This window comes from Marinobacter xestospongiae, assembly GCF_023156385.1.
Classification (GTDB): domain Bacteria; phylum Pseudomonadota; class Gammaproteobacteria; order Pseudomonadales; family Oleiphilaceae; genus Marinobacter; species Marinobacter xestospongiae.
On record NZ_JAKZAK010000021.1, the window covers coordinates 1 to 26,025 of the forward strand.

Consider the following 26,025-nt stretch of genomic DNA (forward strand, 5'->3'; position numbering starts at 1 on the left):
ACATCGGCACAGCGGCGCCTTGGTCAGAACCCTCAGAGACAAGCAGTAAGCTAACGAATTAACCAGACGGGACACTACGCTACCGCCGTTCCACTTCGCCACCCCGAGACCGTCGCCCCATGTCCCAAACCGGCCTTTTCCCCCTGCGCCTGCCGGCGGTCGACCGTCGTCTTTGGGCCCTGGCCTGGCCGTTGATGCTGACCAATCTCACGGTGCCCCTGCTGGGGCTGGTGGATACCGCCGTGCTCGGCCATCTGGACCAGCCCGACTACCTTGGTGCGGTGGCCATCGGCGCCAACCTGTTCACCCTGCTGTACTGGACCTTCGGCTTCATGCGGATGGGCACCACCGGGCTGGCAGCCCAGGCCTACGGCCGCCGCGATGACTTTGAGCAGACTGCGCTGCTGGTACGTTCACTGGTGCTGGCACTGACCATTGGCGGCCTGCTGATCCTGCTGCATCAGCCGCTGATCCGGCTTGGTCTGTGGCTGATGAACCCCAGTCCGGAGGTCACCGAACTGGCCCGCGACTACGCCGCCATCCGCATCTGGAGCGCCCCGGCAGTGCTGTGCCAGTACACCCTGGTGGGCTGGCTGATCGGCACCCAGTACCCTCGCGGGCCAATGCTGATGCTGATTGCCGCCAATACCCTCAACATCCTGCTGGATCTGCTGTTCGTGACGGTTCTGGGCTGGTACAGCAACGGCGTGGCCCTGGCCACCGTGGCAGCGGAGTACACCGCCTCCGGCCTCGGCTTCTGGCTGGTGCTGCGACGGGTGCCGGCAGGCCAGCGACTGGGCCGGGCGCTGCTGGGCCGACTGGCGGACTACCGCCGCATCCTCCAGGTCAACCGCTATATCCTGGTGCGCACCGTCACCCTGCTGCTGGTGCTGGCGTTCTTTACCGCCCAGGGCGCCCGCCAGGGCGATGTGGTCCTCGCCGCCAACGCGGTACTGATCACCTTCCTGATGGTCATCTCCAACGGCCTGGACGGCTTCGCCAACGCCGCCGAGGCGATGGTCGGGGAACGGGTGGGGCAGGGCGATCGCGACGGTTTCTACACCGTCTGCCGCAGCGCGCTGCGCTGGACCTTATGGGGGTCGGTGCTGTTTACCGTGGTGTTCGTGGCCGCCGGCCCCTGGCTGATCAGCCTGCTCACCAGCATCGATTCCGTGCGCCACACCGCCTGGCACTACCTGCCCTGGCTCTGGTGTCTGCCGCTTGCTGCCATGGGCGGGTTCCTGCTGGACGGCATCTTCATTGGCGCCACCCGCACCCGGGAGATGCAGAACACCATGCTGTTCTCGGCCCTGGTGGTGTTTCTGCCGCTGTGGTGGCTGACCACCGACTGGGGCAACCATGGGCTGTGGTTTGCGCTCATTGGTCTGATGCTGGCCCGGGCCGGCAGCATGGCCTGGCTGTTCCATCGGCATCACCAAAATGAAACCTGGTTCACATAAACCGCCGCGACAGGCAGTTTGGTGAAAACCAACTACACTTGCTTCAGGAGGCCAGCAACCAGTTCTGGAAACGGCCCGACGGCAGGCATGACGTGGTAGCCAGCCCGTTCGCCTGGAGCATCGACAGCACCGAACAAGGGGAGGCGCCTTGCGACCCTACTCCGTTCAGTTAACGGCATCTCCTGATATGACACCAGCAGTAGTGCTCGACATCATTGACCAGGCGCGTCGGCAGGAAGCCCGTTCCGGTGAGTTTTTCCGGCTTTTGAGACTCAAGGCGGAAGAGCTGCCTGACAGCATCGCGGTGGAGGGTTACCAGCCCGCCACCTGCCTGTTCCAGTTCGCCCTGGAGTACATCGAGATGGCGCCCCGGCTGATCGACTTCGTCGATACCTGCGCCAGCGATGCCGGCTGTGCCGATCTGTTCGTCCCGTTCATCGACGCCGCCACCCGGTACTTCACCCAGCCGTCGCCGCTGTTGGCCCGCTACGAGGGCCTGGACAGCCTGCTGGTGCGCTCCTATCTGTGCCACCGGCTGATGGAGGAAATGTATGAGAACAATCGTTCCACCCGCTCCAGCCAGCTGGTGGACATGGAGGCCACCCGGGCCAACCTGTTGGTACATCAGCTGATTGGGGAGCCATTCTCCAACGAGCTGGATCAGTCCATCGTGGTGACGGTGATGCAGATTGCCGGCACCCCGGATTACTACGAGCTGGACCTCAATCCCTTCGTCCAGCAGGCCCGCCAGGACGCCTGGGACTGGATGCGGGACTACTGGGAGAACCTGTTGGTCCGCAACCACATCCGCTTCTCCCTGGGAACGCTCTGACCCCCGGTCCCGACAGGAAGCCGACGGCCATGACACCACCGCCCATGCGCACCAGCCGATGCGGCCTCTTGCTCCTGTGCTGGCTGTTGTTGGCAGCTACCTGGTCGGCCACGGCACTGGCCAGTGGTCTGACCCTGCGCTTTGTCGACGCCGGCAGCGGTGAACCGGTGTCGGACGTGGTGGTGGTCGCGGTCTCACCGTCGGAACCCAACCCGGTCAAGGCCGAAATCGAGCAGCGCGACCGCCAGTTCCGGCCCGGAGTGCTCACCGTACCGGTCGGATCAACCGTGGACTTTCCCAACCGCGACGACACCCAACACCACGTCTACTCCTTCTCACCCGCCAAACCGTTCGAACTGAAACTGTACGCCGACCGGCCCGAGGCCCCCATCCGCTTCGATACTACCGGCGTGGTGGAGCTGGGCTGCAACATTCACGACCACATGCAGGGGTTTGTGCTGGTGACCGAGGCCGCTCAGTCCTGGCGCTCCGGCGCCGCCGGGCTGGTCACCCTGCCCAGCCCCAAGGCACCGCTGACCCTGCGCTACTGGCATCGGCGGCTGCCGGACAACACCCGGTTCCAGCCACTCACCCTGGGTGAACCGTTGCCCGCCCACCATCGGATCGCCCTGGAACTGCAACCACCGCCCCCGGCCAACAACGCTCTCGACCGGCTGCAACAGCGGTTCCGGGAGCTGTAGATGCTGAGGGTGGGGGAGATCGGATTCCGCGGCCGTCTGGTACTGACGCTGACCACCCTGGTTATCCTGGTGGGGTTGTCCATTGGCGTGCTGACGATGGTGCAGCTGTTTGAAGATGAGAAGCAGCGGGCCATCGCCCAATTGACCGTTGCCGAGCGGGTGGTGAAGGCGGTGCTGGAGAACCGCGCCGACACCCTCCAGAACCAGCTTGAACTGGTGAGCCAGGACTTCGGCTTCCGTGCAGCGATAGCCAGTGGCGAACGTGCCACCCTCGACAGCGCGCTGGCCAACCACAGCCAACGCGCCGGTGCCGATCTTGCCCTGGTGCTGGACCGCAACAACCGGCTGCTGGCAGCCACCCAGGCCCTTGGCGCGGAACTGCCGGCGCCCTTCCTGACGCTGTTGGACGCCACCGTGCCTCCGGCAAACAATCGCGGCTTTCTGGCCTGGGGCGGCGACGGCTACGAGATGCTGCTGATCCCCATTGAAGCGGCCGGACTGCGGGCCCGACTGCTGGCGGGTTTCAAGCTCAATGCCGCACTCACCAGCAACATTCGCCGGCTGGCCGGCACCGACATCGCCTTTCGCCACCATGACCACTCAACCGGCATCGATCAACTGCTCGCCAGCAGCCTGGCCAACCCACCACCATTGCTGCACAGTCACGAGCGCGACCTGCCCCACAACGACATCCATTTCTTCCAACGGCTGATTCATCTGGGACAGACCGGGGATGAGGACTTTGACGCCATTCTGATGATCGATCGGCGGGACGCCCTGAACAGCTATCGCCAGCAGGCCATCAAGATCTCGGCACTGATCGGCACCAGTCTGCTGCTGGCCATTGTGATTGCGGTGCTGGCGGCCCGGGCACTGGGTAAGCCGATTCTGTCCCTGGCCCACTACGCCGCCGACATTGGCGACAACCTCAACCCACGGGCACCGGCCACCCCAAGCTACGGTGAACTGGCGGTACTGGAAGACACCCTGGAGAAGATGCAGCGCAAGATCCTGCAGCGGGAACAGCGCATCGAATTTGCCGCCAGCCATGACGAGATCACCGGCCTGCTCAACCGACTGGCCATGGTGCAGGCGCTGCGCAAACGCCTGGAAAGAGGCGATGAGGTCACGGTGGTGGGCATGTCGGTACAGGCCCTGAGCGAGATCAACGACACCCTGGGGCTGAGTTTCGGTGACAAAGTGCTGACAGCTACCGGACTGCGCCTGCAAAGCCAGGTGCCACCCCCGGCAATCTTTGCCCGCACCGGGGCCAACGAGTTCGTCGCGCTGCAGGAGCGGCTCGACGGCCACCGTCTGGAAAACCTGATCAAGGCTCTCAAAGCCAATGCCGAACAGCCGCTGCAGATCGAGCAGACCCCGTTCTCGGTGCAGTGCCGGTTTGCGGTGCTCCAGGTCCCACGGGATGCCACCACCGTGGATGAAATTCGCCGCCGGCTCAACCTGACCCTGGAAGCCGCCGGCCATCGCAGCGACCGGGTGGCCTTCTACACCCCCGGCGAGGACGAGTTCCGGCTGCGGGAGCTGCGGCTGATCCAGGAGCTGCAAAGCGCCATCCGCAACGACGGCCTGCACATGCATTACCAGCCCAAGGTGGCATTCGACAGTGGCGAGCTGGTGCAGGTGGAGGCGCTGGTACGGTGGGTGCACCCGGAATATGGCTTCATCTCACCGGACGAGTTCATCCTGCTGGCGGAACGGTCCGGCCAGATTCACGAGCTGACCCGCTACATCCTCGGCCAGATTGCCCGCGATGCCAGCCAGTGGTGGTATCGCGGCCTGCAGATCGGCCCTGCCATCAACCTGTCGGCACTGGACCTGTCCCGTCCCGAACTGGTGGACGACGTGCTGGCCATATTCGCCAACTATCCCGGCGGGCTGTCGTCCGTGACCATGGAAGTCACCGAAAGCGCGGTGATGGAGGACACCGTCACCGCCCTGGAAACCCTCACCCGGCTGCGCAAGGCCGGGGTGAAACTGTCCATCGACGATTTCGGCACCGGGCATTCCTCGCTGTCCCAGTTACGCAAGCTACCGGTACAGGAGCTGAAGATCGACAAATCCTTTGTGCTCGATCTGCAGGAAGACGATCAGGATCAGTGGATTGTCCGCTCCACCATCAACATGGCCCACGGCCTGGGGCTGCGGGTAGTGGCGGAGGGTATTGAGAACCTGACCAGCTGGCAGCTGCTGCAAAGCTGGGGCTGTGACCTGGGGCAGGGCTATTTCCTGGCCCGCCCCATGCCGGCGGATGAGCTGGCCGGCTGGGTACGAACCCTGGCGGAGAGCCGCGATGCCCTGATCCCCCACACCAACACCGAGCCGACGGAGTCCGACTCATGACGGCCTTTCGCCTGGTGCTTGCCTGCCTGACCCTGCTGCTGAGCACCGCCGGTCAGGCCAGTCCGGGCAGCCGGCTGTGGGCCACCGGGGGCGTCACCACCATTGACGGCAGTGCCGGCGGTGGCCTGGTGCCCTGGGCCCTGCTCAGCGGTTACGCCAGTGATCGGGAATGGGGCGGTACTCTGGCGTTGTCCCGGCTGGAAAGCGACGACTACAGCCTCGATGTGGCCGCCGCCTCATTCAACTGGCGTAACCGCCTGGAGCTGAGCATCGGTCGCCAGACCCTGGACCTGGACAGCCTGGTCTTCGCCCTCAAGGAGGATTTCGGCCTGGAGCAGGACCAGCTGCGCCAGGACATCGTCGGTGCCAAACTGAGGCTTTGGGGAGACGTGCTCTACAGCCCTCTGGGGCAATGGTCCCTGGGCCTGCAGCACAAACGCAACCGGACCTTCCTGGTGCCCGAAGCCATCGGCGCCCGGGACGACCAGGGAACCGATGTCTACCTCAGCGCCAGCAAACTGCTGTTTGCCGCGGTGCTTGATCGCAACCTGCTGCTCAACGCTACGGTGCGGGCCACGCGGGCCAATCAGGGCGGTCTGCTGGGGTTTGGCGGTGACCGTAACAACGACCATGAACTGATGGCCGAGGCCAGCGTCGGGGTGTTCCTGAACCGGCACTGGCTGGTGGGCCTGGAATATCGCCAGAAGCCCGACAACCTGACGTTCGCCGACGAGCAGGACTGGTGGGACCTGTTCCTGGCCTGGGTGCCGGACCGCCGGCTGGCGGTCACCGCCGCCTGGGTCGACCTCGGTGACATTGCCGGCCTGCAGCACCAGCAAGGTGCCTATGTGTCGCTGCAGGTCAGCTTCTGACCGCCACCAAGCAGGAGGACGCCATGACCCCCATTCGCCCCTGGCTGCTGATCCTGATACTGGCCGTCACGGCAGGCTGCCAGACACCGGTCGCAGCGCCGGACGACACCCTCTACCAGGATCTGGGTGCCCGCAGCGGCATCGCCGACGTGGTGGAGGAGTTGCTGTACCTGATCGTTGACGACGACCGCATCAACCGCCAGTTCCGCGGCCTCGACGTGGTCAGCTTCCACCGCCACCTCACCGACCAGTTGTGTCAGCTCGCCGGCGGCCCCTGTACCTACAGCGGTCGCGCCATGCGCCCCCTGCACGCCGAGATGGCCATCACCGACACCGAGTTCAACGCGCTGACGGAGAACCTAGTACTGGCGATGGAACGCAACGGCATAGCCACCGGCGTCCAGAACCGGCTGCTGGCGCGGCTGATAGCGCTGTATCCGGAGGTTCGTAATCTTTGACAGCCAAGACGCCCGCGGTAAGCTAGACAGGTCTATAACCCTTCACTGCGCCGCCGTCACTAGGAGACCCCCTTGCTGGATAACGCCGATCTGGGAAAACTGATCATTCGCCTGACCCTGGGCTGCCTGCTGCTGTTCCACGGCATTGCCAAGCTGCTCAACGGTGTTGGTTTCATCGAAGGCCAACTGGCCAGCCATGGTCTGCCGACCGTGCTTGCCTACGGCGTCTATATTGGCGAGATCCTGGCGCCGTTGATGGTGATCCTGGGCTACCAGACCCGCATCGGGGCACTGATCATCGTGTTCAACATGCTGGTAGCCATCGCGCTGGTCCACACCCATGAGCTGCTGGCGCTGAGTCGCAGCGGGGGCTGGGCGCTGGAGCTGCAGGGCTTCTTCCTGTTCACTGCATTGGCGGTGATTTTCCTCGGCCCCGGTCGCTACAAACTTAAGAACTGAGCAAGGCCATCATATTATGACCCCATCCGTCGCCATCGGCCGCTACCGCCACTATAAGGGCCGGGATTACGAAGTGCTGGGCGTGGCCCGTCACAGCGAAACCGAAGAGCCACTGGTGGTCTACCGCTGCCTCTACGGTGACAACAGCCTGTGGGTCCGCCCGCTGTCGATGTTCCGGGAAACCGTGGAAGTCGCCGGCGAACTGGTGCCACGATTCGCTTACCAGGGGCCCATGCTGAACCCCAACGCCGACTGAAGCGTCCACCGCCCCCGCTTTGACTCGCGGGGGCAAATCCTGCACATTACCGCCCCGTCACTTTTGTCCACGGGGCCCGCCGGCACGGCCAAGGCTCCGACCAACACCCGGAGTCTGCCATGAATGCCGTTGTTGCCGCGGTCGGGATCATGCTCGTACTGAGCCTGTGCCGCATTCACGTCGTCGTTGCCCTGATCATCGGCGCCATTGCCGGTGGCCTGATCAGCGGCCTGTCTCTCGAAGCCACCATTGACGCCTTCAACAGTGGTCTCGGCGGTGGCGCCACAGTGGCGCTGTCCTACGCCACCCTGGGCGCGTTCGCCGTGGCCATCGGCAAGTCCGGTCTGGCCCACGCCCTGGCCGATAAAGCCCTGGCGCTGGTGGGCCGACAGGACGACGGCAAGGCCGTTACCGGTATCCGCCTGCTGATCGTGGGCCTGCTGATCGCCGTGGCGATGTCGTCCCAGAACATTCTGCCGATCCACATTGCCTTTATTCCGTTGGTGGTGCCGCCGCTGCTGTACGTGATGGCGAAACTGCGGATGGATCGCCGGCTGGTGGCCTGTGTCCTGACCTTCGGCCTGATCACCCCCTACATGTTCCTGCCGGTGGGTTTCGGTGGCATCTATCTGAATGAGATCCTGCTGGCCAACGTCAACGACAACGGTGTTGCCACCGACGGCCTCAATGTCATGTCCGCCATGGCGCTGCCGGCCCTGGGCATGCTCACCGGCCTGCTGGTGGCGGTGTTTGTCAGCTACCGCGGCAACCGCGACTACGACCTGGAGGCCATTGGCCAGACCGAGCGGGTAGACGTCAGTTACAGCGGCCGCACCCTGGTGATGGCACTGGTGGCCATTGTCGCCGCGTTCGTGGTGCAACTGTGGCTGGGCTCCATGATCCTCGGCGCGCTGACCGGCTTTGTGCTGTTCAACCTGTCCGGCGTGGTGAAGTGGAAGGAGGCCGACGACCTGTTCACCGAAGGCATGAAGATGCTGGCGATGATCGGTTTCATCATGATCGCCGCTTCCGGCTTTGCCGAAGTGATGCGGGAAACCGGCGAAATCGCCTCACTGGTGGAAGGCTCGGTCGCAGCCATTGGTGACAACAAGGCGCTGGCTGCCTTGCTGATGCTGGTGGTGGGGCTGCTGATCACCATGGGGATCGGCTCGTCGTTCTCCACCATTCCCATCATCGCCGCCCTGTACGTGCCGCTGGCCCTGGAGATGGGCTTCAGCCCGCTCGCCATCCTGGCACTGGTGGGCACCGCAGGCGCCCTGGGGGATGCCGGTTCCCCGGCGTCGGACTCCACCCTCGGCCCCACCGCCGGCCTCAACGTCGACGGCCAGCACAACCACATCTGGGACACCGTGGTGCCCACGTTCCTGCACTACAACCTGCCGCTGCTGGTGTTTGGCTGGCTCGCGGCAATGGTGCTCTGACGCGCCAGTGTCCCGATGGCACTGGCGGTGGATCGCCGTCAGTGCCAGTAGGACCAGCTGTCCATGTAGTAGTCGTGGATGGTGGGGCTGTCCAGGGAGCTGACCGCCACCGATCCCGTCGGCCTCAGGTCCCGCTCGAAGGTCAAAGCTTCTGCCACGGTGGTCTGATCCAGGTAGCGGGTTTCTACCTCAATGGGTTTTGGCGTCAACGAACCCTCAGCGACCCGAGCGTAAACAAAGCCCCATTCACCAAACGACGGCACCTGCACGTGGTAAGGCACCACCTGGGGATAGCCGGCAGCGTCCAGTGACGCCTTCACCGACCAGAACGCCTTGGTGGCGAAATACGGGCTGGTGGCCTGGGTGGTGAAGATGCCTCCCGGCGCCAGATGCTGGCGCACCAGGCGATAGAATTCCCGGCTGTAGAGTCGGGCCAGGGACACGTTGTTGGGGTCTGGCAGGTCCGCCAGAATCACATCGAAGCGCTGCTGACCGCGGTCTAGGTACACCATGGCGTCCTCCGCCACCGTCGTCACCCGGGGGTCATTCAGGCTGTTACCATTGAGCGCCCGCAGCCGCAGGTCCTGCCGCGCCAGCGCCACCATCGCCGGGTCCAGGTCCACCAGGGTGATGGTCTCCACCGCAGGGTATTTCAGCAGCTCACGCACCGCCAGGCCGTCTCCGGCCCCCAGCAGCAGCACCCGCTTGGGCGCCGGATGCTGGGACAGCGGCACGTGGACCAGGGCTTCGTGGTAGCGATACTCATCGATGGAAGAGAACTGCAGGTTGCCGTTGAGGAACAACCGCAGGTCTTCCTTGTAGCGGGTCATCACGATGGTCTGGTACGGGGTCTGTTCGCGGTAGACAATGCGATCGCCGTAGAGGCTGTTGGACCACTGATCCAGCAGCCCCTTGGAGAACACCAGCAGCAGCACCAGGAACGCCGTCACGGTCAGACCAGAGAGCCCAAGGATACGACGTCGGGGCAACGCCAGCTGGGGCGCGAAATACCACAGGTTCAGCAGACCCAGGGCGATGTTGAGCAGGCCAAACACCAGCGACGACTGGAACACGCCCATCCACGGCAACACCAGAAACGGAAACGCCAGGGTGGCCAGCAGGGCCCCCAGGTAATCCAGCGACAGCACGTTGGACAGGTTCTTCGCCAGGATGTCCTGGTTCTCCAGAATCCGCGTCAGCAGCGGCACCTCCAGCCCGGTCAGGGTACCCACAAGGACAATCAGCAGGATCATGGTGGGCTGGATCAGATCGGTAAAAGCATAGGCCAGGTACATGAACGGCACCGACAGGCCACCGATCAGCCCCAGCACCAGTTCCACTGCAATGAACGCCAGTAACAGATTGCCGTTGATCCAGCGCGACAGCCAGGACCCCAGGCCCATCGCCGCCATGTACAGGCCGATGGTGATGGAGAACTGACGGATGCTGTCACCGAGAAAGTAGGACGCGGTGGTACTGATCAGCAGCTCGTAGATGATCGAGCACAGCCCGGCAATCAGGATCGAGCCAATCAGCACCCGCTTCTGCCGCAGCAGCGCCTGGTCGGAGGTGGTCACGCTGGTCATTTGCCGTAGTGAATGCCGCTGCCGCGGTCACCGGGACCGCCCAGACTCTGGTTGCGGATACTCTGATTGGTGTAGTAGTGGCGTGGCCCGCCGAAGTACCACATCGAGGGGCCGTTATGGTAACCGCCGTAGCCGGCATAGCCGTAGCCATGGCTGCTGCAACTGAACAGTCCCAGATAGATAACGGCCAGCAGGGCCAGCGCGACACCGGTTTTCAAAGGCATGGTTTACATCCGTGTCGGTTAGTATTCGGAGATCATTTCTTGCAACTGGGCGCGGTGACGCAGCACCAGCAGCACCACCAGCAGGACAATGGCAATGATCGCACCTACCCGGTGGGGTATGGCACTCATGCCACGGGTGTCCGCCTCAACATCGAGGTAACGGCCGGCGCGCTGGCGCTCACTCAGATTGTCCTCGGTGGTGACCTGCAGGTAGTACTCACCAGGGCTGGGGACAGTGATCTTGGCGTCGTAGCGGGAATACGCCTCGCGCCAGTAATAACCCTCGGAATCCACCCCTTCCTCGAACCACAGGCTGTCGCCAAACCCGGTCAGGTAGCGCTTGTCCTGATCCAGCAGGCCTAGCGTCACCGAGCTCCAGCTGTTGATGGGCAGGTCGGCGGCCACCGAGGTGTGCAGCACGGTGTTATGGTCATCGATGTGGATCGGCCCGACCAGGCCGCCATTGAGGGACAGCTGTTCACGCTGGTGCTGATCCCCCGGCAGCCAGCCAATGACCAGCGAGGTGATCAGGCAGAGGACGCCGAACAGCAGCAGCAGTCGGGCCAGCGGCAGGTCTTCTAGAATTGAACGCATGGACTCACCCGATCATGAAGAAAAGAACTGTGGCAAAACTCACCGCCAGGGTGCACTCCAGCAAGCCGGCGCCGGCGTTGCGATCCTCGGCGATTTCCTTGTTGAGGTCGTCGTGGCTGATCACCACCCGATCGAAGAAACAGCGGACCAGGAACAGGTACAGGAACACCCCCAGCAGGTTGATGCCAAGCCAGCCCAAGTTGTAACTCCAACTGACAAAGTCACCGTTGAGGGACGCCAGAATCACCAGTCCGATGGCCACCATGCTGCCGCCAAACCCGAGGCCAGCGGCCAGGTTGCCGTCACCGATTTCCCGGTGGATGGAGTAGGGGGTCAGACGCTCATAGAGACGGCTGAACAGCAGCAACGCCAGTTGACCGACCAGGTAGAACACCAGCGCCGTCAGCACACCGCCGTCCTCGCCGTGGACCGCGCCGGCCACCACCAGGCCGGACGCCACGTAATTGGCCCCCTGGATCACTCCGGCAGAGACGTTGTGGTGGTCACGGATGGCCGTCACCATGGAGAAGCCGCGGAACACCAGACGATCGTTGAGAATCCGCGACAGGTTCAGCAGCGCCATCCCCAGCAGGGTGTAGCCGGCCACCGCCAGCAGATCCCACAACAGCCCGGCACTGGGGCCCAGATAGGCACCACAGAACACCGCGGTAAAGCCGATGTAATAGCCCGCCAGACTGGTGGCCTGGGCCAGGTTGTCCTTGCCGGTAAGCTGATGTTCCAGGTTATAGGGGGTGAGGAAGCGTTTCAGGTACTTCGCCACCAGAAACATCAGCAGGAACAGCGCCAGCATGGCCGCACTGCGGAAAAACGGGGTCACGAAAGGGGCAATAGACAGGGTCAGATCCAGATCCATGGGCTTTACTCCGGGTGGCTGGTTCGATAGACCCGAATACGCTCGGGGGACAGGCGCTGGGACAGGTAGACCCGATACTCCTGGTCCCAGCGTTCAATGCTCAGATCGTGGCGATCGTCCTCGCCCTCCAGATCCCAGAACACCAGGGTCTCCGCGCGGGCACTGTCGCCATTGGGCAGGAACCGGGCCCGGCCCTGTTCCCCCAGGTGAAAAACGCGGCCGTCGAACTCGACCCGCGCCCCCGGCTTCAGCTGTTCCACCGCCTCCGCCGCCAGTCCGATTTCGTCCAGTCGCAGGCGCTTCAGGGTCACACTGGTTTCCAGCTCGTCGTCCCGTTCCACGTCCAGCCACACGGTGCCGGAACCGCTCTGGCCCTCCAGTTCGTACCAGCGGTAACCGTCCTGGTCGTAAACATGGCGGGCGGTGACCTCGACGTCCCGCGGGTCGAGGTCGTCGCCGAAGGGGGGCAACTGGATCACCCCACCCACACCGACCTGCTCAATCCCACCGGGGCCGGTCGGGGCCGGTGCCGAGACACCGCCCCCCTGATTCGACCATTGTCGATAGGCCACGTACGCCAGCACCACCAGGACAGCCAGCAGCAACAGTTCCAGCACCATGACGATCAGGCCCCCGAATCCGTCTTACCGGATGAGGCCGCCATCTCCGCTTTCAGCTTGGCCAGGGCATCGCTGCCGGAGGCACTGCCGCCAAGAGCCTGGTCAATCTCGTCATCCAGCGAACGGGAGCTGCCGATCATGCTGCCGTAGGATTCCGCCAGAGCCTCCTCTTCCTCCACCTTGGAGCGCATTTTCTCCAGGGTGGCAATGGTGGAGGAGGAGTCCACCTGGGCCATCTGGCGGTTGATCTTCTTGGTGGCACTGCTGACCTTGGCACGGGCCTTCAGGGTCTTGAGCTCGTTCTCCCACTGGCCGATCTGGCCCTTGAGATCCTGGATCTTGTGCTCCAGGTCAGCGGCCAGACGGTCGTACTTGTCTTTCTCACCACGCTGGCGTTCCGCCTGTTGCTGAGCCTGGCCCTGCTGCTCCAGCGCCCGGGACGCCAGGCGGTCGGCCTCGGCCTGGTCGAGTTCGCCGCTGGCCGCTTTCTGTACCAGCGTCATCGCCTTGACCTTGTAGTCCTCAGCCTCGGCGGTGGCGGTTTCCAGCTCACGGCGACTGCGGATCGCAATGGCCTTGACCTCGGCCAGGCTCTGAATGCTCTTGTCCAGGTCCCGCTTCAGGTCGCGGATGGCCTGCTCGCTCATCTTGATCGGGTCCTCAAGCTGATCGAGGGCGGAATGGGCTTCGGCAGAGCCGAACTTGAACAGACGTTTGAACAGGTTCATGCGACCTCTCCTCCTTGGCGGGCGTAACGGATCAGCTGGTCGGCGTGTTCCGCCAGCATCAGGCTCAGGGCGTTGATGGAGCCTTCGAGTTCGTTCAGGTCCAGGTTTTCCAGTTGCAGGGTATCCCGGAAAATCAGCCGGGTACCGGCTTCATCCAGGCACAGCGCGCCGTGGACCAGCTCACGATTGATCTGCAGCAGGGTGCGGTAACAGTCGGCATCCGCCGCCGGCAGATCGGCGATGACCTGCTCGATCACCAGAATGTCGTCCTCGCAGTCCAGCACCAGGTGATGGACACCCTGGCGCGGGGCCTCAACGACCACCAGCTGGTCATCGGCGTCTTCACTCACTACCGTAACCGGCAGTTGCTGCAGGTACTGCTTAACGGTCTCAAACGGGGTTGTCATGGATCAGTCGCTCCTTGGTTGATCAGGGGTAGCGGTCAAGTCGGCGAGGGCCTCGCGAACCTGGTGCGCCGTGGGTATGGCTTCCTCCCGCACCATCAGGATCAGTGCGCTGGCACTGAAACGATGGTCCGGTGCCGGATGGCACTCAACATGGCCGGTATCAGTGACATAGGCCATCAGCGTGCCCATGCCAGCGGTGAGCAGCTGGCATGCCACGTCAGACCACTGCACCTGATGCAGCGTCACCGGGTAGCGCATGGTGTGATCGTCGTGGTGGGTGAACAGGTTTTCCAGGATTTTTTCCGCCCCCGGCGCCACCAGCGCCCGCACCAGGATCTCCGGATAGGCACGGACCGGTCGCAGGGTGGTGTTGGCACCGGCCGCTTCGGCCCGCCGGCGATTGTCCTCTTCCACACTCTCCGCCACGGTGTAGGGCAGACGCTGGTGGCACAGGTCGTTCAGCTGCATCAGCACATCCAGGGTGACACTGTCGGATACCCGGCTGTACTCGTCCTGGGCCAGCACGATGATGGCACGGGCGTCCGCCGGGTCCACCGCCGCCAGTGACGCCCGATCCGAGGATTCACCGTGGTAGTGAACCACACCCTGTTCCCGCAGCCTCGCCGGCAGGCCATCCGGAAAGGCGTCGGTCAGAATCAGCACCGGCCGGTCGGCAAACTGGTCGGTGGCCCGGAGCTGGTCCACCAAGCGCTGGAAATAGACCGCGGGGTTGCGCGCAGGGCTGTTCACGATCAGTACATGGTCTTTCATACGCCATCTCCACAGGCCTTTGATCATGTAGTCTTTTTGCTTGAGACGGTAATCGATGTAGTCGCTGGCCAACTGCGCCAACAGGGTAATACCGGCGAAATAGAGCAGAACGGTGGTGGCCAGACGGCCGGCAGGGGTGGCGGCCGACAGATCGCCGTAGCCAACCGTGGTCAGCGTGGTCAGGGTCAGCCACAGGGCATCCCCCGGCGTCAGTCCTTCGAGCAGGACCATAGCCAGCACATGCAGTCCCGACAGCCCCAGCAACCAGGCCAGGGCGCGCTGCAGCCGCACCTTCATGTTGCGGTCCAGATGGCGGGTGATGTTTACGTGAGCCCGTCGGCGAAGCAAGAGACGAAGGAACATGTTGACTGACACACCCAATCCCTGAGTGCTGCTGACTCCTGTCTGACATCCTGTCGTGGTGATCCATTGGTAGCGGGCAATATCCGGCCCGATGCGCGGGCCTATACTAACGCGTGCAATCCAGGTTTGCTACGGGGGAACATCAGCCACACCCGTAGTCCGGAATAAAAGGGCTCCCTAGTCCTCCTGGCCGGCCTTAAAGAACACCACCTGTTTGACAGTGTGATCGTCGCGGTTGCTGCGCTGGTTGACCCGGGTGTCGAGTTCGGCGACCTCGGCCTCACCCTGTTTGTCGTGGTAGCCGCAGGCTACGCATTCGCGGAACTGGCCGTCGTCGTTGCTGTACATCACGATCTTGTCCATCTCCGCACAGCGGGGACAGACCGCGCCGGCGATGAATCGTTTGGGGCTCGCCATCAGTCTGCTCTCATCAATTGGTGTGGTCTGCCCGGGCCCGGCACCAAGGCCGGGCCCGGAATCTCAGGCGGCGTCGCCGGTGATGCCGGACTGCCGCAGCAGGGCGTCCACTTCCGGCTCGCGACCGCGGAACGCCTTGAACAGGGCCATCGGTTCCTGTGACCCGCCTTTTTCCAGAATGTTCGCCAGGAACGAGTGGCCGGTCTCCGGATCGAAGATGCCGTGCTCCTCGAACAGCGAGAAGGCGTCCGCCGCCAGCACTTCCGCCCACTTGTAGCTGTAGTAGCCGGCCGCGTAGCCGCCGGCAAAAATGTGGGAAAAGCTGTTGGGGAAGCGGTTGAAGGCCGGGGACTCCACCACCGCGATCTCACGACGCACCTGACGGTGCACTTCCAGTGGCTGCACCGGCGACTGCGGATCAAACTCGGCATGGAGCCGGAAATCGAACAGCGAGAATTCCAACTGCCGCACCATCTGCATGCCGGACTGGAAATTCTTCGCCGCCAACAGCTTGTCCAGCAGTGCCTGGGGCAGGGGCTCACCGGTCTCGTGGTGGCTGGCAATCAGTGCCAGGGACTGCTGATCCCAGCACCAGTTCTCCAGGAACTGGCTGGGCAGTTCCACCGCGTCCCAGGCGACGCCGTTGATACCGGATACGTCCGCCACTTCCACCTGGGTCAGCATGTGGTGCAGGCCGTGGCCAAATTCGTGGAACAGGGTGGTGACCTCGTCGTGGGTCAGCAGCGACGGCTTGCCATCCACCGGCGGGGTAAAGTTGCAGGTCAGGAAGGCCACCGGCAGCTGCAGGTGGCCCTGCTGGTTGCGCCAGCGGACCCGGCAATCGGCCATCCAGGCACCACCGCGTTTGCCCTGACGGGCGAACAGGTCAAGGTAGAACCAGGCGATGGGCTGACCGTCGCGGCTGATGCGGTAGGCGTGAACGTCCGGGTGCCAGGTTTCCACTTCGGGCTGGGCCTCAATCTGCACACCGAACAGCTTCTCAGCCACCGCGAACAGGCCCGGCACCACCTTGTCCACCGGGAACCAGGGCCGCAGGGTTTCCTGGGAGATGTCGTAACGCTGCTGACGCAGCTTCTCGCTGTAGTAGCCGATGTCCCAGGCTTCCAGTTCCTCCACCCCGTAGGTGTCACGAACAAACGCCTTCAGCGCCGCCACGTCCTGCTCCGCCACCGGCTTGGAGCGGGCCGCCAGCTGGTTGAGAAAGTCCATGACTTCGTCAACGCTACGGGCCATTTTGGTGGCCAGCGAGCGTTCGGCGTAGTTGTTGAACCCCAACAGCTGGGACTGGGTGTGGCGGCGCTTGAGAATTTCCGCCATCACCTGGGAGTTGTCCCACTTGCCAGCGTCCGGTCCCATGTCGGAAGCGCGGGTAACAAAGGCCTCGTAGACGCGACGACGCAGATCACGGTTATCACCGTAGGTCATCACCGGATAGAAACTGGGGAAATCCAGGGTGATGACGTAGCCGTCCAGGTCGCGCTGACGGGCCGCCTGACGGGCACCCTCGATGGCGGTTTCCGGCACCCCGGCCAGCTCTTCCACGTCGGTAATGTGGCAGTACCAGTGCTGGGTGGCGTCGAGAACGTTGTCACTGAACTTGTTGGACAGCTCCGCCAGTTCCCGCGACAGGTGGGCGTAACGCTGCTTCTGCTCGTCCGGCAGATCGACACCGCCAAGACGGAAATCCCGCAGGGTGTTCTCAATCGCCTTGCGCTGGTCCGGGTGCAGCTCGGCAAAATCCTCCCGCGCGGCCAGGGCCTTGTAGGCGCCACACAGCTCGGTGTTCTGGCTCAGCTCGGTGCCGTACTCGGTGATCTTCTCGAGGCAGTTCTTGTAGGCCTGGCGGGTGTCATCGCTGTTCATCACCGCATTGAGGTGGGAGATCACCGCCCAGGCGTTGTTGAGGCGATCATCGAGCGCCTGCATCGGCTGGGCCAGGGTGTCCCAGGTCGGCTCCTGCTGTTGCGCCAGATCCTGGATCTGCATCCGGTTGTCACTGAGAATCTGGTCGATTGCCGGCTCCATATGCTCGGTGCGGATGCGGCCAAAGGCTGGCAGCAGGTCGTCGGTCAGCAGTGGGTTAGTCATAGGTCCCCTTCTCAGTGCTCGCATTGTCAGGTAATTTGATTGCCATCCGGCCACCCGTTTCCGGGGCGCCCGACTCCACAGGAATACAGAGGTATATGTAATGGCGAATGTCCGTTCTCACAAGGGTACCACGCCACAGTTTGGCGCACGCACCTGGGTCGATCCCAGTGCGGTGGTGATCGGCGATGTGGTGTTGGGGGACGATTGCTCGGTGTGGCCGATGACGGTGATTCGCGGTGATATGCACCAGATTCGCGTCGGCAACCGCTGTAGTCTGCAGGATGGTTCCGTGCTGCACATTACCCACGCCAGCGACTACAACCCCGGGGGCTGGCCGCTGATTCTGGGTGATGACGTCACCGTTGGCCACAAGGCCCTGCTGCATGGCTGCACCATCGGCAGCCGGGTGCTGGTGGGCATGGCCGCGACCATCATGGACGGCGCGGTGGTGGAGGACGAAGTGATTGTGGCGGCTGGCTGCCTGGTGCCACCGGGCAAGCGCCTGGCCTCCGGCTACCTGTACGTCGGCTCCCCCTGCAAGCAGGCCCGGGCACTGACGGACAAGGAGCGTTCCTTTTTCAAATACACCGCCGCCAACTACGTCAAACTGAAGGACGAGTACCTCGCCGACGGCGAGACCCCATCCTTCGGATAAAACCACGGGGTGAGTAACCACCCCGCGTTCATTCCGTTACTCCCCGTCTGCTTCCGGGGCCGGACGGTGGCTCATGGCGTCAATCCATATCGGGTTGGAGAACGCCTGTTTGCCCTCGCTGTCTTCCACCACGACGGCGTAGAAGGTGTCGCCATCGACGGTGATATCGAACTCAGCCCGGGCCTGGGTCGGCGCATCGTCAAACTCACGCTCGGCCACCACCTGGCCACCGTCACCAATCAGCTGGATCGTCGCCAGGCCGTTGGCGGCCGCCAGATCAAAGCCCAACGTGGTCTGCTCGCCCTCAGGGTAGGTCAGATCCTCGCCGAACAGGTGATCCGGATACACCAGCGGACCAAAGGTCACGAAGGCATGGCCGTCCCGCAACGACGCCACAAAGCTCTCCGCACTCACTTCACCAGCCACCTGGGCATAGGCCCGCACCGAACCGGAACGGTGCTGCCAGACGTCGTGGACATCGGAGCCGGCGCTGAGGTAAACCCGCTCACCATGGCTCCAGTGGTCCCAGGCCTTGCGCAAGGTCTTCTCATACTCGCCTTCGGCGTTGATCTCCATCAGGTCAAAACGGGGGAAGTAACCACCGGTGGCGGTGCCGTTTTCCAGATTGGTGTAGTAGCCGTACTTGATGTACGGATGGTTGACCTGAATGGCGTCGGCACCCAGCGCGTCACGCTGGGCAATGATGTCCTGGATCGGCGCTTCACCGGAATTGATCTGGTAGTCCGCGTTCGGGTCGATGGGGTAGGGATTGAAGTGGCCCCAGGACGCCGAGATCTCGATCGACGGGATGAACGGCACACCACGGGCGGCCGTCAGACGTGCGGCCTCAGCCAGGTTGCGGGTGGTGTCGTGGTCCAGCAGCAGTACCAGGTCCAGGCCGGCGGACAGCTCGGAGCGGATGGCGTACTCCGGCGGCGTGAAACCGTCCAGCACATCGGAGTGGTGGTGCATGTCGGCGGAGTACCAGTCACGGCGGTTGGGTGCGGTGTTCTGGTGAATGTCCACCACCTCCTTGGCGGTCTCTCCGGAGCTGACCTGCACCTGCGCGCGGGTGGCCTGGCTGAGGAAGTTCTCACCGTGGGCGACCTCAAACACATAGTCCCCCGGCGCAATGGCCACTTCCCGCTGGCCAACCTCGTTGAGCTCGGTGAAGTAGGTGGTCTTGCCCAGGAAGCCCACCAGTGGCATCTGGCCCTCGCGGATGGTCAGGCGCGCGTCCCGCGGCTCGCCGCTGGCGCTGTCCTGAACCTGGAACCGCACCTTGCCCGGCGCTTGCACGTCGTTGAAATCCACCTGCTGCCGGCCATCGGCGGTCACCGTGATCGCCACCGGTGTGCTGTCGGCGTGACTGCGCGCGGTGGCGTAGAGCTGATAGTCGCCAACCGGCAGCTGCAGCTGATAACGGCCCTGATCCCCCAGAGCCCAGGCATAGGGCTGGCCATCACGTTCCACCACGATCACCGGGGTGGTCACCGGATCACCGCTGGCGGTTTCCACCTGGCCAGACACCTGACCGGCCGGCAGTGCCTTGCGTTCCACCTCGGCGGCAACGGCGCGGGCAATACTGCCATCCGGCAGCACCTGAACCCAGCCTTCAAAAGTGCGGGACGCTCCCGGAGCCAGATCGTGCTGCAGGTACAGGTCGCGGGCGTCGTAATCGATGTGGCTCATGTAGGGGGCGTGCAGGACAAAACCCCAGTCCTCATCGTAAGCGGCGGACCAGTCGGCGAAAGCCTGATCGGTCGGACCTTCCTCGGCGCCGTGCATGCCTGCCGGGCCGAACAGGTGACCACCGTCCGGCCACATCACGTAACCCGAGAGGATGTCGTCGTAGGCCTTGTCACCGTCGTTGGCCATTTCGGTGACCACGTGGATGCGGTCCGACCCGGCCGCCAGGGTGTAGGTGGTGGTCAGCTGGACGCCTTCCCAGTCACGGCGAACTTCCACCACGCCCCGCTCAGGGCCGTCCTCGACGATAGTGAATTCCTGGTAGGTGGTGGGCCAGCTGGACCAGTTGTTGGGGATGAAATCAATCAGCGACACCTTGTCCCGGGCCGGCTCGCCGTTGTGCACCGGCGCCGCATCGATAATGCCACCCGGTGCCACGCCCCAGGGCGGAGCCGAATCAACGGCGATGGACGCCACCAGGTGGTCGTTGCGGAGCTGGATATCGGTGCTGGCGGTGGCATCACCACTGCGCAGGGGCGTGGGTCCGCGTTCAACCGAAACTCCGGCCAAGGTCTGGCAGCCGGCAAGGGAAAGACCCAGGGTCACACTCAGGGTTCTCGCCGTCGACTTGAATGCTGTCTGCATGAAATCTTCTCCTAGCCTACGTGTGTTGGCGGGCCGTGTTGGCATCGTTGTTATTGCTTGGTGGCAGCCCGAACGACAGGCAGGGTACGAGGCATTGAACGGTCGTTCAATGTTGACAAACGGAAATATTGATTAATCGTTCAATCAAAATAAGAGTAGATTAGTGCATTTTCGACGCAGAACCATTCCTTGATGTCGATCAAATATCAGCCATTGAAAAGTCCGCAAACCGCTCCTATAACCCCCTTAGACACGGTTCACGGAGTCCGTCCAGTAGGCGCCACTGTGATGGGGCTGTTCCGGGAACGAAGCTGATGTCTGACACACCGATTTCAGATTCGTAGGAGGAGTTTCATTATGAGCAACATTACCCGCTGGAACCCGATGGGCGAGTTCGAAGACCTGTTCGACCGCTACCATCGCTACTTCAACCTGCCCCGCACCAACGGCGAACGCGAAGGTATGTTCAGCCGCAGTGACTGGGCACCGGCGGTGGACATCAAGGAAACCGAGTCCGCCTTCACCATTGAGGCCGAGCTGCCCGGCATGAGCCGGGAGGACGTCAAGGTTACGGTCCACGATGGGGTACTGACGATCCAGGGCGAACGCCGCAAGGAAGAGGAGACCGGTGACAAGAAGCACCACCGGGTGGAACGGGTGTTTGGCAGCTTCACCCGACGGTTCACGCTGCCGGACAACGTCGATCAGGGCAACATTGGCGCCAGCTTCAAGGACGGTGTGCTGACGCTGACCCTAAACAAGGTGGAACCGCCCGAGCCCAGGGCCATCGAGGTGGACGTGCACTGATCCACCACGGACCGGGGAGCCCCTGCGGGCTCCCCATCGATTCGATCAGACGTCGGCCAGCTGTGCCGATGTCTTCGCTCCAGCCTGCTTCAGTGAGGCTACATAGGCGGCACTGCGTCGGTGTTCGGCAATATGGTCGAGAATGGTCTGACCTTCGCGGTTACGGGCGTTCAGGTCCCGGCCAGCATCGACAAAGAACGCCACCAGGCGCTCGAAATCCCCTTCCCGCAGGGCCTGGTAGGCCCGGATCAGTACAAAAAAGTCGGCGTTGTCCTGGCTGTCGTAGGGGCTCAGGTCGAGAAACCCGCGAATGCGCTCGTCGCTCAGTTCCTCACCAATGACCTTGGGTTGCTCGGGTCCACTCATGGATACTCTCTATCAGCTGTCGTGTTCGATTGGCGGCTGCATCTCATTGTGCAGTATGAAAATACCAGGGGCGACAGTATACCGGCCAGCTGCGGGTGGGGTTATATGAATTGCGTCTGAGCACCTGACCGGGAGTCATAAGTAGCGTTGCCGTCAGGGCAGAATCTCCACCGGCAGATCGTCAGTGGCCACGCTGTCCGAGCAGGTGGGGTTACGGATGGAGATTTCCACCCGGCGGTTCTTGGCGCGGTTTTCCGGGGAGTCGTTGGGGGCCAGGGGATTGGTCTCGGCGCGCCCCGCCGCGGTGACCCGCTCGGCTTCCACCTCCTGGCTCAGCACCAGCTCATGCACCACCGACACCGCCCGGGCGGCGGACAGATCCCAGTTGGAGCGGAACCGGCTGCTGTTGATCGGGCGGTCATCGGTATAACCCGCCACCAGTACTTCGCCGGTGCAACCCGACAGCACCCGCACCACCTTGTCGATGATGGGGATCATGCTGGGCTTGATCTCGGCTTCCGCCGACCGGAAGGTGGCTTCCTCGGCAAAGCGGATCACCACTTGCTGACTGTCGTAACTGACGTTGAGGTCTTCCGCCAACACCTGGGGCTCCAACTGCTGGATCAGACGACCGGCCAGGTCCACCACCCCGGCCGGTACCGTGGTGGGCGCCTCACCCTGATCGCGATCATCGATCAGCTCCGGCTGCTGGATGGCGGTGTCGGAGGGCTCTGGCAGGGACACTGTATCGGTTTCGATCAGGGTCAGGGGGGAACCGCCAACGCCGTCGTCGAGCACGTTGTTGCTGCCAAACGCCACCGCCATCGACTGGGCCATCATGCGGTATTTCTCGGCATCCATTTCAGCAAACGACAGCAGCAGGATGAAGAAGGTCAGCAACAGGGTGGCCAGATCGGCAAAGGTGGTCATCCAGGCCGGGGAACCGCCCCCCGCCTTCTTCCTGGTTGCAGGCTTCTTCAGCACCGGACTCAGGCCTCCCGTTCGGGAATCAGGCCCTGGCGTTTTTCCGGAGCCACGAAGGACGACAACAGCTCGGTCATGACCCGCGGGTTCTCGCCGCGCATGATGCTGCGCATGCTGGTGGCAATCAGCAACTGGTTACGCTGCTCGTCCTCGGCCTTGAGCTGCAGCTTGTCCGCCAGGGGCAGGGCGATCAGTTGGGCCAGGAAGGCACCGTAGAGGGTGGTCAGCAGGGCGATTGCCATGGCCGGGCCGATGGATGACGGATCATCCAGGGTATTGAGCATCTGCACCAGCCCCACCAGCGTCCCCAGCATGCCGATCGCCGGCGCCGATTCACCGATACCGCGGAACACCCGCTCGGAGACTTCGTAGCGTTCGGCGCACTGCTGGATTTCCTGGGCCAGGGCTTCTTCCACCAGCTCCGGGGCATGGCCATCGACACACAGGTTGATGGCCTTCTGCAGGAACGGGGTGTCGGTTTCGTGGCTCTCAAGGCCAAGAATGCCATCCTTGCGCACCACCCGCGCCAGCTCACTGACCTCCAGGATCAGCTCCGATGGCCGTGCCACCCGGTCGGTAAAGGTGGCAGATATGGCCAACCGGAAAGCGCTGGCTACCGACGCCAGGCGGAATTTCACCAGGGTCACCGCGATGGTGCCACCCAGCACGATCGCCAGTCCCGGCAGGTTGAGGAACGTCAGCAGAGTGGCGTTCGCCAGCATTGCCAGGATCACGATCAGGATGCCGGCCAGCAGGCCAACGAGGGTCAGTATGTCCATGGGATGCCTTTTGCCCTTACCTCAACAGCAAGCCAATTCCGCAGAAAAACAGAATGTTATCTGGCAAGCATAGCCGAACCCGGGCGCCAGTGTTAAGGCGCCTGACAATGGAGCGGCGGTCAATGGCGGATCAGCTCCGCAACGCCGCCATCACCGGCGCGGTTTGCGGGCATACCCCCCGCCAGATCCGGAACGATTCGGCGGCCTGCTCCACCAGCATGCCCAGGCCATCCACCGCCTGCGCCGCGCCCTGATCCAGGGCCCACTGGTTAAACGGCGTCGTGGTGGCAGCGTACATCATGTCGTAGACCTGGGTGTGGCGGTCGATCACAGCCTGGGACAACGGGGGCAGATCGCCCTGCAGGCTGGCGCTGGTGCCATTAATGATCAGGTCAAACGGCTGATCCGGGGTTTCGAAACCACAGGCACTCAACCCGGTCTCGCCAGCTTCGTCGGCAAACAGCTCCACCAGGGCCTGGGCACGGGATATCGTGCGGTTGGCCAGGATCAGCGAGGCCGGCCCGGCGGCCAATAGCGGGCCCAGCACGCCGCGAACCGCACCACCGGCACCCAGCACCAGCAGCTTGCGGCCAGCAAGGGTGATGCCGTGATTCACCGTCAGGTCGGTGACTAGCCCCTGGCCATCGGTGTTGTCCGCCACCAGATCGCCGGCTTGATCCCGATACAGGGTGTTGGCAGCCCCGGCTTTCTCCGCCCGCACTGCACGCCGGTCCGCCAGCGCCCAGGCCTGTTCCTTGAACGGCACGGTGACATTGAGACCACAGCCACCGGCGCGGAAGAACTCCGCTACGGTGCCGGCAAAATCGTCCAGCGGCGCCTGGATGGCGGTGTATTCCATGGTTTCACCGGTCTGCCTGGCAAACAGACTGTGAATCCGCGGTGACTTGCTGTGACTGATGGGGTTTCCCACCACGGCGTAAAGATCGTTGCTCATGGTTGCTCCTGTCAGTGGGCGGTCAGGCGTCCGCCAGCCAGTCCCGCGAGGTCAGGTAGTGTTCGGTCAGACGTGCCTCCTCACTGCCGGGCTCAAAGCGGCGATCGTAGTCCCAGCGTACCAGTGGGGGCAGCGACATCAGGATGGACTCGGTACGCCCACCGGACTGCAGACCAAACAGCGTGCCCCGGTCATACACCAGGTTGAACTCGACGTAGCGACCACGGCGATAGAGCTGGAAGTCACGCTGGCGTTCCCCGAACGGGGTGTCCTTGCGACGGTTCACGATGGGCTCATAGGCCTCGATGTAGCTGTCCCCCACCGACCGCATGAAGGCAAAGTCCTGATCAAAATCGCCGGTGTTGTGGTCGTCGAAGAACAGGCCACCGATGCCCCGGGGCTCGTCCCGGTGCTTGAGGAAGAAGTAGTCGTCACACCAGTGTTTGAACTTGGGGTACAACGCCTCACCAAACGGCTGGCAGGCGGCACGGGCCACCTGGTGCCAGTGCACGCAGTCGTCGTCGTAACCGTAGTAGGGGGTGAGGTCATAACCGCCACCGAACCAGTACACCGGGTCTCCATCCTTGGGGGTGGCGATGAAGAAGCGGACGTTGGCGTGGGACGTGGGCACGTAGGGGTTGTGCGGGTGGATCACCAACGACACCCCCATGGCCTGCCAGGGTGCCCCGGCCAGGTGCGGCCGATGGGCGGTCGCCGACGGTGGCATGGTCTCACCCATGACGTGGGAAAAATTCACGCCCCCCTTTTCAAACACCGCCCCGTCGGCAATGACCCGACTGCGGCCGCCTCCGCCTTCCTCACGGGTCCAGGCATCGGTATCAAAGCCGGCTTTGCCATCCACCTGGGCCAGGCGCTGACAGATGCGATCCTGCAGGTCGAGCAGGTAATCGCGAACGGCGGTGGTATCGGGCTGAGCGGTTAGGGACATGGAAAACTCCTGACGGATCGGCCTAGCGCAGTCGCCGGCCGGTGGTGATATCAATGATCTGGCTGGGTTGGCGGGACTCGCCAAGGGCGCCGGGCACCAGCCAGTCGAGTCGGTCGGCAAAATAGCGGCGCACCTGCCAGGCATGGCGCGCCGGTTGACGCCCTGCCGGGTTGCAGGACGTCGACACCAACGGCATGCCGGTGCTCTGGCACAGGGCCTGTACCAATGGGTGGGCGCTGACCCGGATGGCAATGCTGTGATGTCGACCCCGCACCCACGCCGGTATCTGCTCCAGCGGATCCGGCACCACACAGGTGACCGGGCCGGGCCAATGCTGCAGCGCCCGCTGACGAATCTCCGGCGCCAGTGGCTGCAGCAGGAACGCCACCTGGTCCAGGGACCCGGCGACCAGGATCAGGCCCTTGTGCCAGGGGCGCTGCTTCAACGCCAGGATGCGTTCCACCGCCTCCCGGTTCCAGGGATCACAACCCAGCCCCCAGACCGCTTCGGTGGGGTAAGCAATGACGCCACCGCGGGCGACGGTGCGGCGGACACAGTGACGTTGCCATGAGTTGAGCGAGGGGGATTGCTGGGACATGACCACCTACCTGATGTCACGAACAGTTTCTGGGGAGCCTCTGAATCGCTCCGGTGATACCCGC

The 26,025-nt window shown here is 63.4% G+C and carries 28 protein-coding genes; 11 read left to right on the top strand and 17 right to left on the bottom strand.

Annotated elements, in window-relative coordinates; translation table 11 throughout:
• Positions 1 to 119: 119 nt before the first annotated feature.
• The 9 genes from MLD24_RS15075 to MLD24_RS15115 all read left to right on the top strand — a co-directional run bounded on the left by MLD24_RS15075 (position 120) and on the right by MLD24_RS15115 (position 8,841).
• Complete coding sequence (locus MLD24_RS15075) at positions 120 to 1,460, top strand: MATE family efflux transporter (protein ID WP_248167600.1); 1,341 nt, start codon at positions 120 to 122, stop codon at positions 1,458 to 1,460.
• Positions 1,461 to 1,647: 187 nt separating this feature from the next.
• Complete coding sequence (locus MLD24_RS15080; RefSeq protein ID WP_248167604.1) at positions 1,648 to 2,292, top strand: hypothetical protein; 645 nt, start codon at positions 1,648 to 1,650, stop codon at positions 2,290 to 2,292.
• Between the two features lie 29 nt (positions 2,293 to 2,321).
• The gene (locus MLD24_RS15085; RefSeq protein ID WP_248167607.1) at positions 2,322 to 2,993 is read left to right on the top strand and encodes a methylamine utilization protein; all 672 of its coding nucleotides are present in this window, start codon (positions 2,322 to 2,324) and stop codon (positions 2,991 to 2,993) included.
• Positions 2,994 to 5,354 (top strand): putative bifunctional diguanylate cyclase/phosphodiesterase, encoded by a 2,361-nt coding sequence (locus MLD24_RS15090; protein WP_248167610.1) that lies wholly within the window; start codon positions 2,994 to 2,996, stop codon positions 5,352 to 5,354.
• Complete coding sequence (locus MLD24_RS15095; RefSeq protein WP_248167613.1) at positions 5,351 to 6,226, top strand: DUF3034 family protein; 876 nt, start codon at positions 5,351 to 5,353, stop codon at positions 6,224 to 6,226. The genes MLD24_RS15090 and MLD24_RS15095 overlap by 4 nt, the downstream gene beginning before the upstream one ends.
• A gap of 23 nt (positions 6,227 to 6,249) precedes the next feature.
• Positions 6,250 to 6,684, top strand: a complete 435-nt coding sequence (locus MLD24_RS15100; protein WP_248167616.1) for a group I truncated hemoglobin — start codon at positions 6,250 to 6,252, stop codon at positions 6,682 to 6,684.
• A gap of 72 nt (positions 6,685 to 6,756) precedes the next feature.
• Positions 6,757 to 7,143: a DoxX family protein gene (locus MLD24_RS15105; RefSeq protein ID WP_227172985.1), complete on the top strand. Its 387-nt coding sequence runs from the start codon at positions 6,757 to 6,759 to the stop codon at positions 7,141 to 7,143.
• 16 nt (positions 7,144 to 7,159) lie between these two features.
• Complete coding sequence (locus MLD24_RS15110) at positions 7,160 to 7,399, top strand: DUF1653 domain-containing protein (RefSeq protein WP_248167618.1); 240 nt, start codon at positions 7,160 to 7,162, stop codon at positions 7,397 to 7,399.
• Between the two features lie 119 nt (positions 7,400 to 7,518).
• Positions 7,519 to 8,841 (top strand): Na+/H+ antiporter family protein, encoded by a 1,323-nt coding sequence (locus tag MLD24_RS15115; protein ID WP_248167621.1) that lies wholly within the window; start codon positions 7,519 to 7,521, stop codon positions 8,839 to 8,841.
• Positions 8,842 to 8,879: 38 nt separating this feature from the next.
• On the opposite strand, the gene MLD24_RS15120 is transcribed toward MLD24_RS15115, so the two are convergent.
• The 10 genes from MLD24_RS15120 to prlC form a co-directional block, all read right to left on the bottom strand.
• A complete protein-coding gene (locus tag MLD24_RS15120; protein WP_248167623.1) occupies positions 8,880 to 10,418 on the bottom strand; it encodes a polyamine aminopropyltransferase in 1,539 nt (512 codons plus the stop codon).
• A 5-nt stretch (positions 10,419 to 10,423) separates the two neighbouring features.
• On the bottom strand, positions 10,424 to 10,651 hold the full coding sequence (locus MLD24_RS15125) for a hypothetical protein (RefSeq protein WP_248167625.1): 228 nt from the start codon (positions 10,649 to 10,651) through the stop codon (positions 10,424 to 10,426).
• An 18-nt stretch (positions 10,652 to 10,669) separates the two neighbouring features.
• Positions 10,670 to 11,245, bottom strand: coding sequence for a hypothetical protein (locus MLD24_RS15130; RefSeq protein ID WP_248167630.1), 576 nt, complete (start codon positions 11,243 to 11,245; stop codon positions 10,670 to 10,672).
• Positions 11,246 to 11,249: 4 nt separating this feature from the next.
• The gene (locus MLD24_RS15135; protein ID WP_248167633.1) at positions 11,250 to 12,119 is read right to left on the bottom strand and encodes a DUF350 domain-containing protein; all 870 of its coding nucleotides are present in this window, start codon (positions 12,117 to 12,119) and stop codon (positions 11,250 to 11,252) included.
• A 5-nt stretch (positions 12,120 to 12,124) separates the two neighbouring features.
• On the bottom strand, positions 12,125 to 12,739 hold the full coding sequence (locus MLD24_RS15140; protein ID WP_248167636.1) for a DUF4178 domain-containing protein: 615 nt from the start codon (positions 12,737 to 12,739) through the stop codon (positions 12,125 to 12,127).
• Between the two features lie 5 nt (positions 12,740 to 12,744).
• A complete protein-coding gene (locus tag MLD24_RS15145) occupies positions 12,745 to 13,467 on the bottom strand; it encodes a PspA/IM30 family protein (RefSeq protein ID WP_248167639.1) in 723 nt (240 codons plus the stop codon).
• Positions 13,464 to 13,874 (bottom strand): YbjN domain-containing protein, encoded by a 411-nt coding sequence (locus tag MLD24_RS15150; RefSeq protein ID WP_248167642.1) that lies wholly within the window; start codon positions 13,872 to 13,874, stop codon positions 13,464 to 13,466. The genes MLD24_RS15145 and MLD24_RS15150 overlap by 4 nt, the downstream gene beginning before the upstream one ends.
• A 3-nt stretch (positions 13,875 to 13,877) precedes the next feature.
• Positions 13,878 to 15,008 carry an ion channel gene (locus MLD24_RS15155; protein ID WP_248167645.1) on the bottom strand — a complete coding sequence of 377 codons (1,131 nt, stop codon included), beginning with the start codon at positions 15,006 to 15,008 and terminating at the stop codon, positions 13,878 to 13,880.
• 177 nt (positions 15,009 to 15,185) lie between these two features.
• Positions 15,186 to 15,425 carry a YheV family putative zinc ribbon protein gene (locus MLD24_RS15160; protein WP_248167648.1) on the bottom strand — a complete coding sequence of 80 codons (240 nt, stop codon included), beginning with the start codon at positions 15,423 to 15,425 and terminating at the stop codon, positions 15,186 to 15,188.
• 63 nt (positions 15,426 to 15,488) lie between these two features.
• Entirely contained in the window at positions 15,489 to 17,534 is a 2,046-nt protein-coding gene (gene prlC, locus MLD24_RS15165; RefSeq protein WP_227172989.1) for an oligopeptidase A, read from the bottom strand.
• A 100-nt stretch (positions 17,535 to 17,634) separates the two neighbouring features.
• Here prlC and MLD24_RS15170 point away from each other — a divergent pair, with 100 nt between their 5' ends.
• Positions 17,635 to 18,189, top strand: coding sequence for a gamma carbonic anhydrase family protein (locus MLD24_RS15170; protein ID WP_248167651.1), 555 nt, complete (start codon positions 17,635 to 17,637; stop codon positions 18,187 to 18,189).
• 36 nt (positions 18,190 to 18,225) lie between these two features.
• Here MLD24_RS15170 and MLD24_RS15175 read toward each other — a convergent pair whose 3' ends face one another.
• On the bottom strand, positions 18,226 to 20,523 hold the full coding sequence (locus MLD24_RS15175; protein ID WP_248167654.1) for a CehA/McbA family metallohydrolase: 2,298 nt from the start codon (positions 20,521 to 20,523) through the stop codon (positions 18,226 to 18,228).
• Between the two features lie 357 nt (positions 20,524 to 20,880).
• Between MLD24_RS15175 and MLD24_RS15180 the strand changes: the two genes are divergently transcribed.
• The gene (locus MLD24_RS15180) at positions 20,881 to 21,330 is read left to right on the top strand and encodes an Hsp20/alpha crystallin family protein (protein WP_248167657.1); all 450 of its coding nucleotides are present in this window, start codon (positions 20,881 to 20,883) and stop codon (positions 21,328 to 21,330) included.
• A 45-nt stretch (positions 21,331 to 21,375) separates the two neighbouring features.
• On the opposite strand, the gene MLD24_RS15185 is transcribed toward MLD24_RS15180, so the two are convergent.
• The 6 genes from MLD24_RS15185 to tsaC form a co-directional block, all read right to left on the bottom strand.
• Positions 21,376 to 21,696 (bottom strand): PA4642 family protein, encoded by a 321-nt coding sequence (locus tag MLD24_RS15185; RefSeq protein WP_248167660.1) that lies wholly within the window; start codon positions 21,694 to 21,696, stop codon positions 21,376 to 21,378.
• Between the two features lie 153 nt (positions 21,697 to 21,849).
• Positions 21,850 to 22,689, bottom strand: coding sequence for a flagellar motor protein MotB (locus MLD24_RS15190; protein ID WP_425562312.1), 840 nt, complete (start codon positions 22,687 to 22,689; stop codon positions 21,850 to 21,852).
• Positions 22,686 to 23,459: a motility protein A gene (locus tag MLD24_RS15195; protein WP_227172995.1), complete on the bottom strand. Its 774-nt coding sequence runs from the start codon at positions 23,457 to 23,459 to the stop codon at positions 22,686 to 22,688. Before MLD24_RS15195 ends, MLD24_RS15190 begins: the two co-directional genes overlap by 4 nt.
• 130 nt (positions 23,460 to 23,589) lie before the next feature.
• Entirely contained in the window at positions 23,590 to 24,414 is an 825-nt protein-coding gene (aroE, locus tag MLD24_RS15200; RefSeq protein ID WP_248167664.1) for a shikimate dehydrogenase, read from the bottom strand.
• Positions 24,415 to 24,436: 22 nt separating this feature from the next.
• Positions 24,437 to 25,363, bottom strand: coding sequence for an oxygen-dependent coproporphyrinogen oxidase (gene hemF, locus MLD24_RS15205; protein ID WP_248167667.1), 927 nt, complete (start codon positions 25,361 to 25,363; stop codon positions 24,437 to 24,439).
• 22 nt (positions 25,364 to 25,385) lie between these two features.
• Positions 25,386 to 25,961, bottom strand: a complete 576-nt coding sequence (gene tsaC, locus MLD24_RS15210; RefSeq protein ID WP_248167669.1) for an L-threonylcarbamoyladenylate synthase type 1 TsaC — start codon at positions 25,959 to 25,961, stop codon at positions 25,386 to 25,388.
• Positions 25,962 to 26,025: the final 64 nt, after the last annotated feature.

Coding starts and splice junctions, on each gene's coding strand:
- MLD24_RS15185 (WP_248167660.1), bottom strand. CDS start 21,696: ATGAGTGGACCCGAGCAACCCAAGGTCATTGGTGAGGAACTGAGCGAC.
- MLD24_RS15115 (WP_248167621.1), top strand. CDS start 7,519: ATGAATGCCGTTGTTGCCGCGGTCGGGATCATGCTCGTACTGAGCCTG.
- MLD24_RS15075 (WP_248167600.1), top strand. CDS start 120: ATGTCCCAAACCGGCCTTTTCCCCCTGCGCCTGCCGGCGGTCGACCGT.
- MLD24_RS15095 (WP_248167613.1), top strand. CDS start 5,351: ATGACGGCCTTTCGCCTGGTGCTTGCCTGCCTGACCCTGCTGCTGAGC.
- MLD24_RS15160 (WP_248167648.1), bottom strand. CDS start 15,425: ATGGCGAGCCCCAAACGATTCATCGCCGGCGCGGTCTGTCCCCGCTGT.
- hemF (WP_248167667.1), bottom strand. CDS start 25,363: ATGTCCCTAACCGCTCAGCCCGATACCACCGCCGTTCGCGATTACCTG.
- MLD24_RS15130 (WP_248167630.1), bottom strand. CDS start 11,245: ATGCGTTCAATTCTAGAAGACCTGCCGCTGGCCCGACTGCTGCTGCTG.
- MLD24_RS15110 (WP_248167618.1), top strand. CDS start 7,160: ATGACCCCATCCGTCGCCATCGGCCGCTACCGCCACTATAAGGGCCGG.
- tsaC (WP_248167669.1), bottom strand. CDS start 25,961: ATGTCCCAGCAATCCCCCTCGCTCAACTCATGGCAACGTCACTGTGTC.
- MLD24_RS15195 (WP_227172995.1), bottom strand. CDS start 23,459: ATGGACATACTGACCCTCGTTGGCCTGCTGGCCGGCATCCTGATCGTG.
- MLD24_RS15135 (WP_248167633.1), bottom strand. CDS start 12,119: ATGGATCTGGATCTGACCCTGTCTATTGCCCCTTTCGTGACCCCGTTT.
- MLD24_RS15180 (WP_248167657.1), top strand. CDS start 20,881: ATGAGCAACATTACCCGCTGGAACCCGATGGGCGAGTTCGAAGACCTG.
- MLD24_RS15125 (WP_248167625.1), bottom strand. CDS start 10,651: ATGCCTTTGAAAACCGGTGTCGCGCTGGCCCTGCTGGCCGTTATCTAT.
- MLD24_RS15155 (WP_248167645.1), bottom strand. CDS start 15,008: ATGTTCCTTCGTCTCTTGCTTCGCCGACGGGCTCACGTAAACATCACC.
- MLD24_RS15140 (WP_248167636.1), bottom strand. CDS start 12,739: ATGGTGCTGGAACTGTTGCTGCTGGCTGTCCTGGTGGTGCTGGCGTAC.
- aroE (WP_248167664.1), bottom strand. CDS start 24,414: ATGAGCAACGATCTTTACGCCGTGGTGGGAAACCCCATCAGTCACAGC.
- MLD24_RS15170 (WP_248167651.1), top strand. CDS start 17,635: ATGGCGAATGTCCGTTCTCACAAGGGTACCACGCCACAGTTTGGCGCA.
- MLD24_RS15150 (WP_248167642.1), bottom strand. CDS start 13,874: ATGACAACCCCGTTTGAGACCGTTAAGCAGTACCTGCAGCAACTGCCG.
- MLD24_RS15090 (WP_248167610.1), top strand. CDS start 2,994: ATGCTGAGGGTGGGGGAGATCGGATTCCGCGGCCGTCTGGTACTGACG.
- MLD24_RS15145 (WP_248167639.1), bottom strand. CDS start 13,467: ATGAACCTGTTCAAACGTCTGTTCAAGTTCGGCTCTGCCGAAGCCCAT.
- MLD24_RS15085 (WP_248167607.1), top strand. CDS start 2,322: ATGACACCACCGCCCATGCGCACCAGCCGATGCGGCCTCTTGCTCCTG.
- MLD24_RS15175 (WP_248167654.1), bottom strand. CDS start 20,523: ATGCAGACAGCATTCAAGTCGACGGCGAGAACCCTGAGTGTGACCCTG.
- prlC (WP_227172989.1), bottom strand. CDS start 17,534: ATGACTAACCCACTGCTGACCGACGACCTGCTGCCAGCCTTTGGCCGC.
- MLD24_RS15100 (WP_248167616.1), top strand. CDS start 6,250: ATGACCCCCATTCGCCCCTGGCTGCTGATCCTGATACTGGCCGTCACG.
- MLD24_RS15080 (WP_248167604.1), top strand. CDS start 1,648: ATGACACCAGCAGTAGTGCTCGACATCATTGACCAGGCGCGTCGGCAG.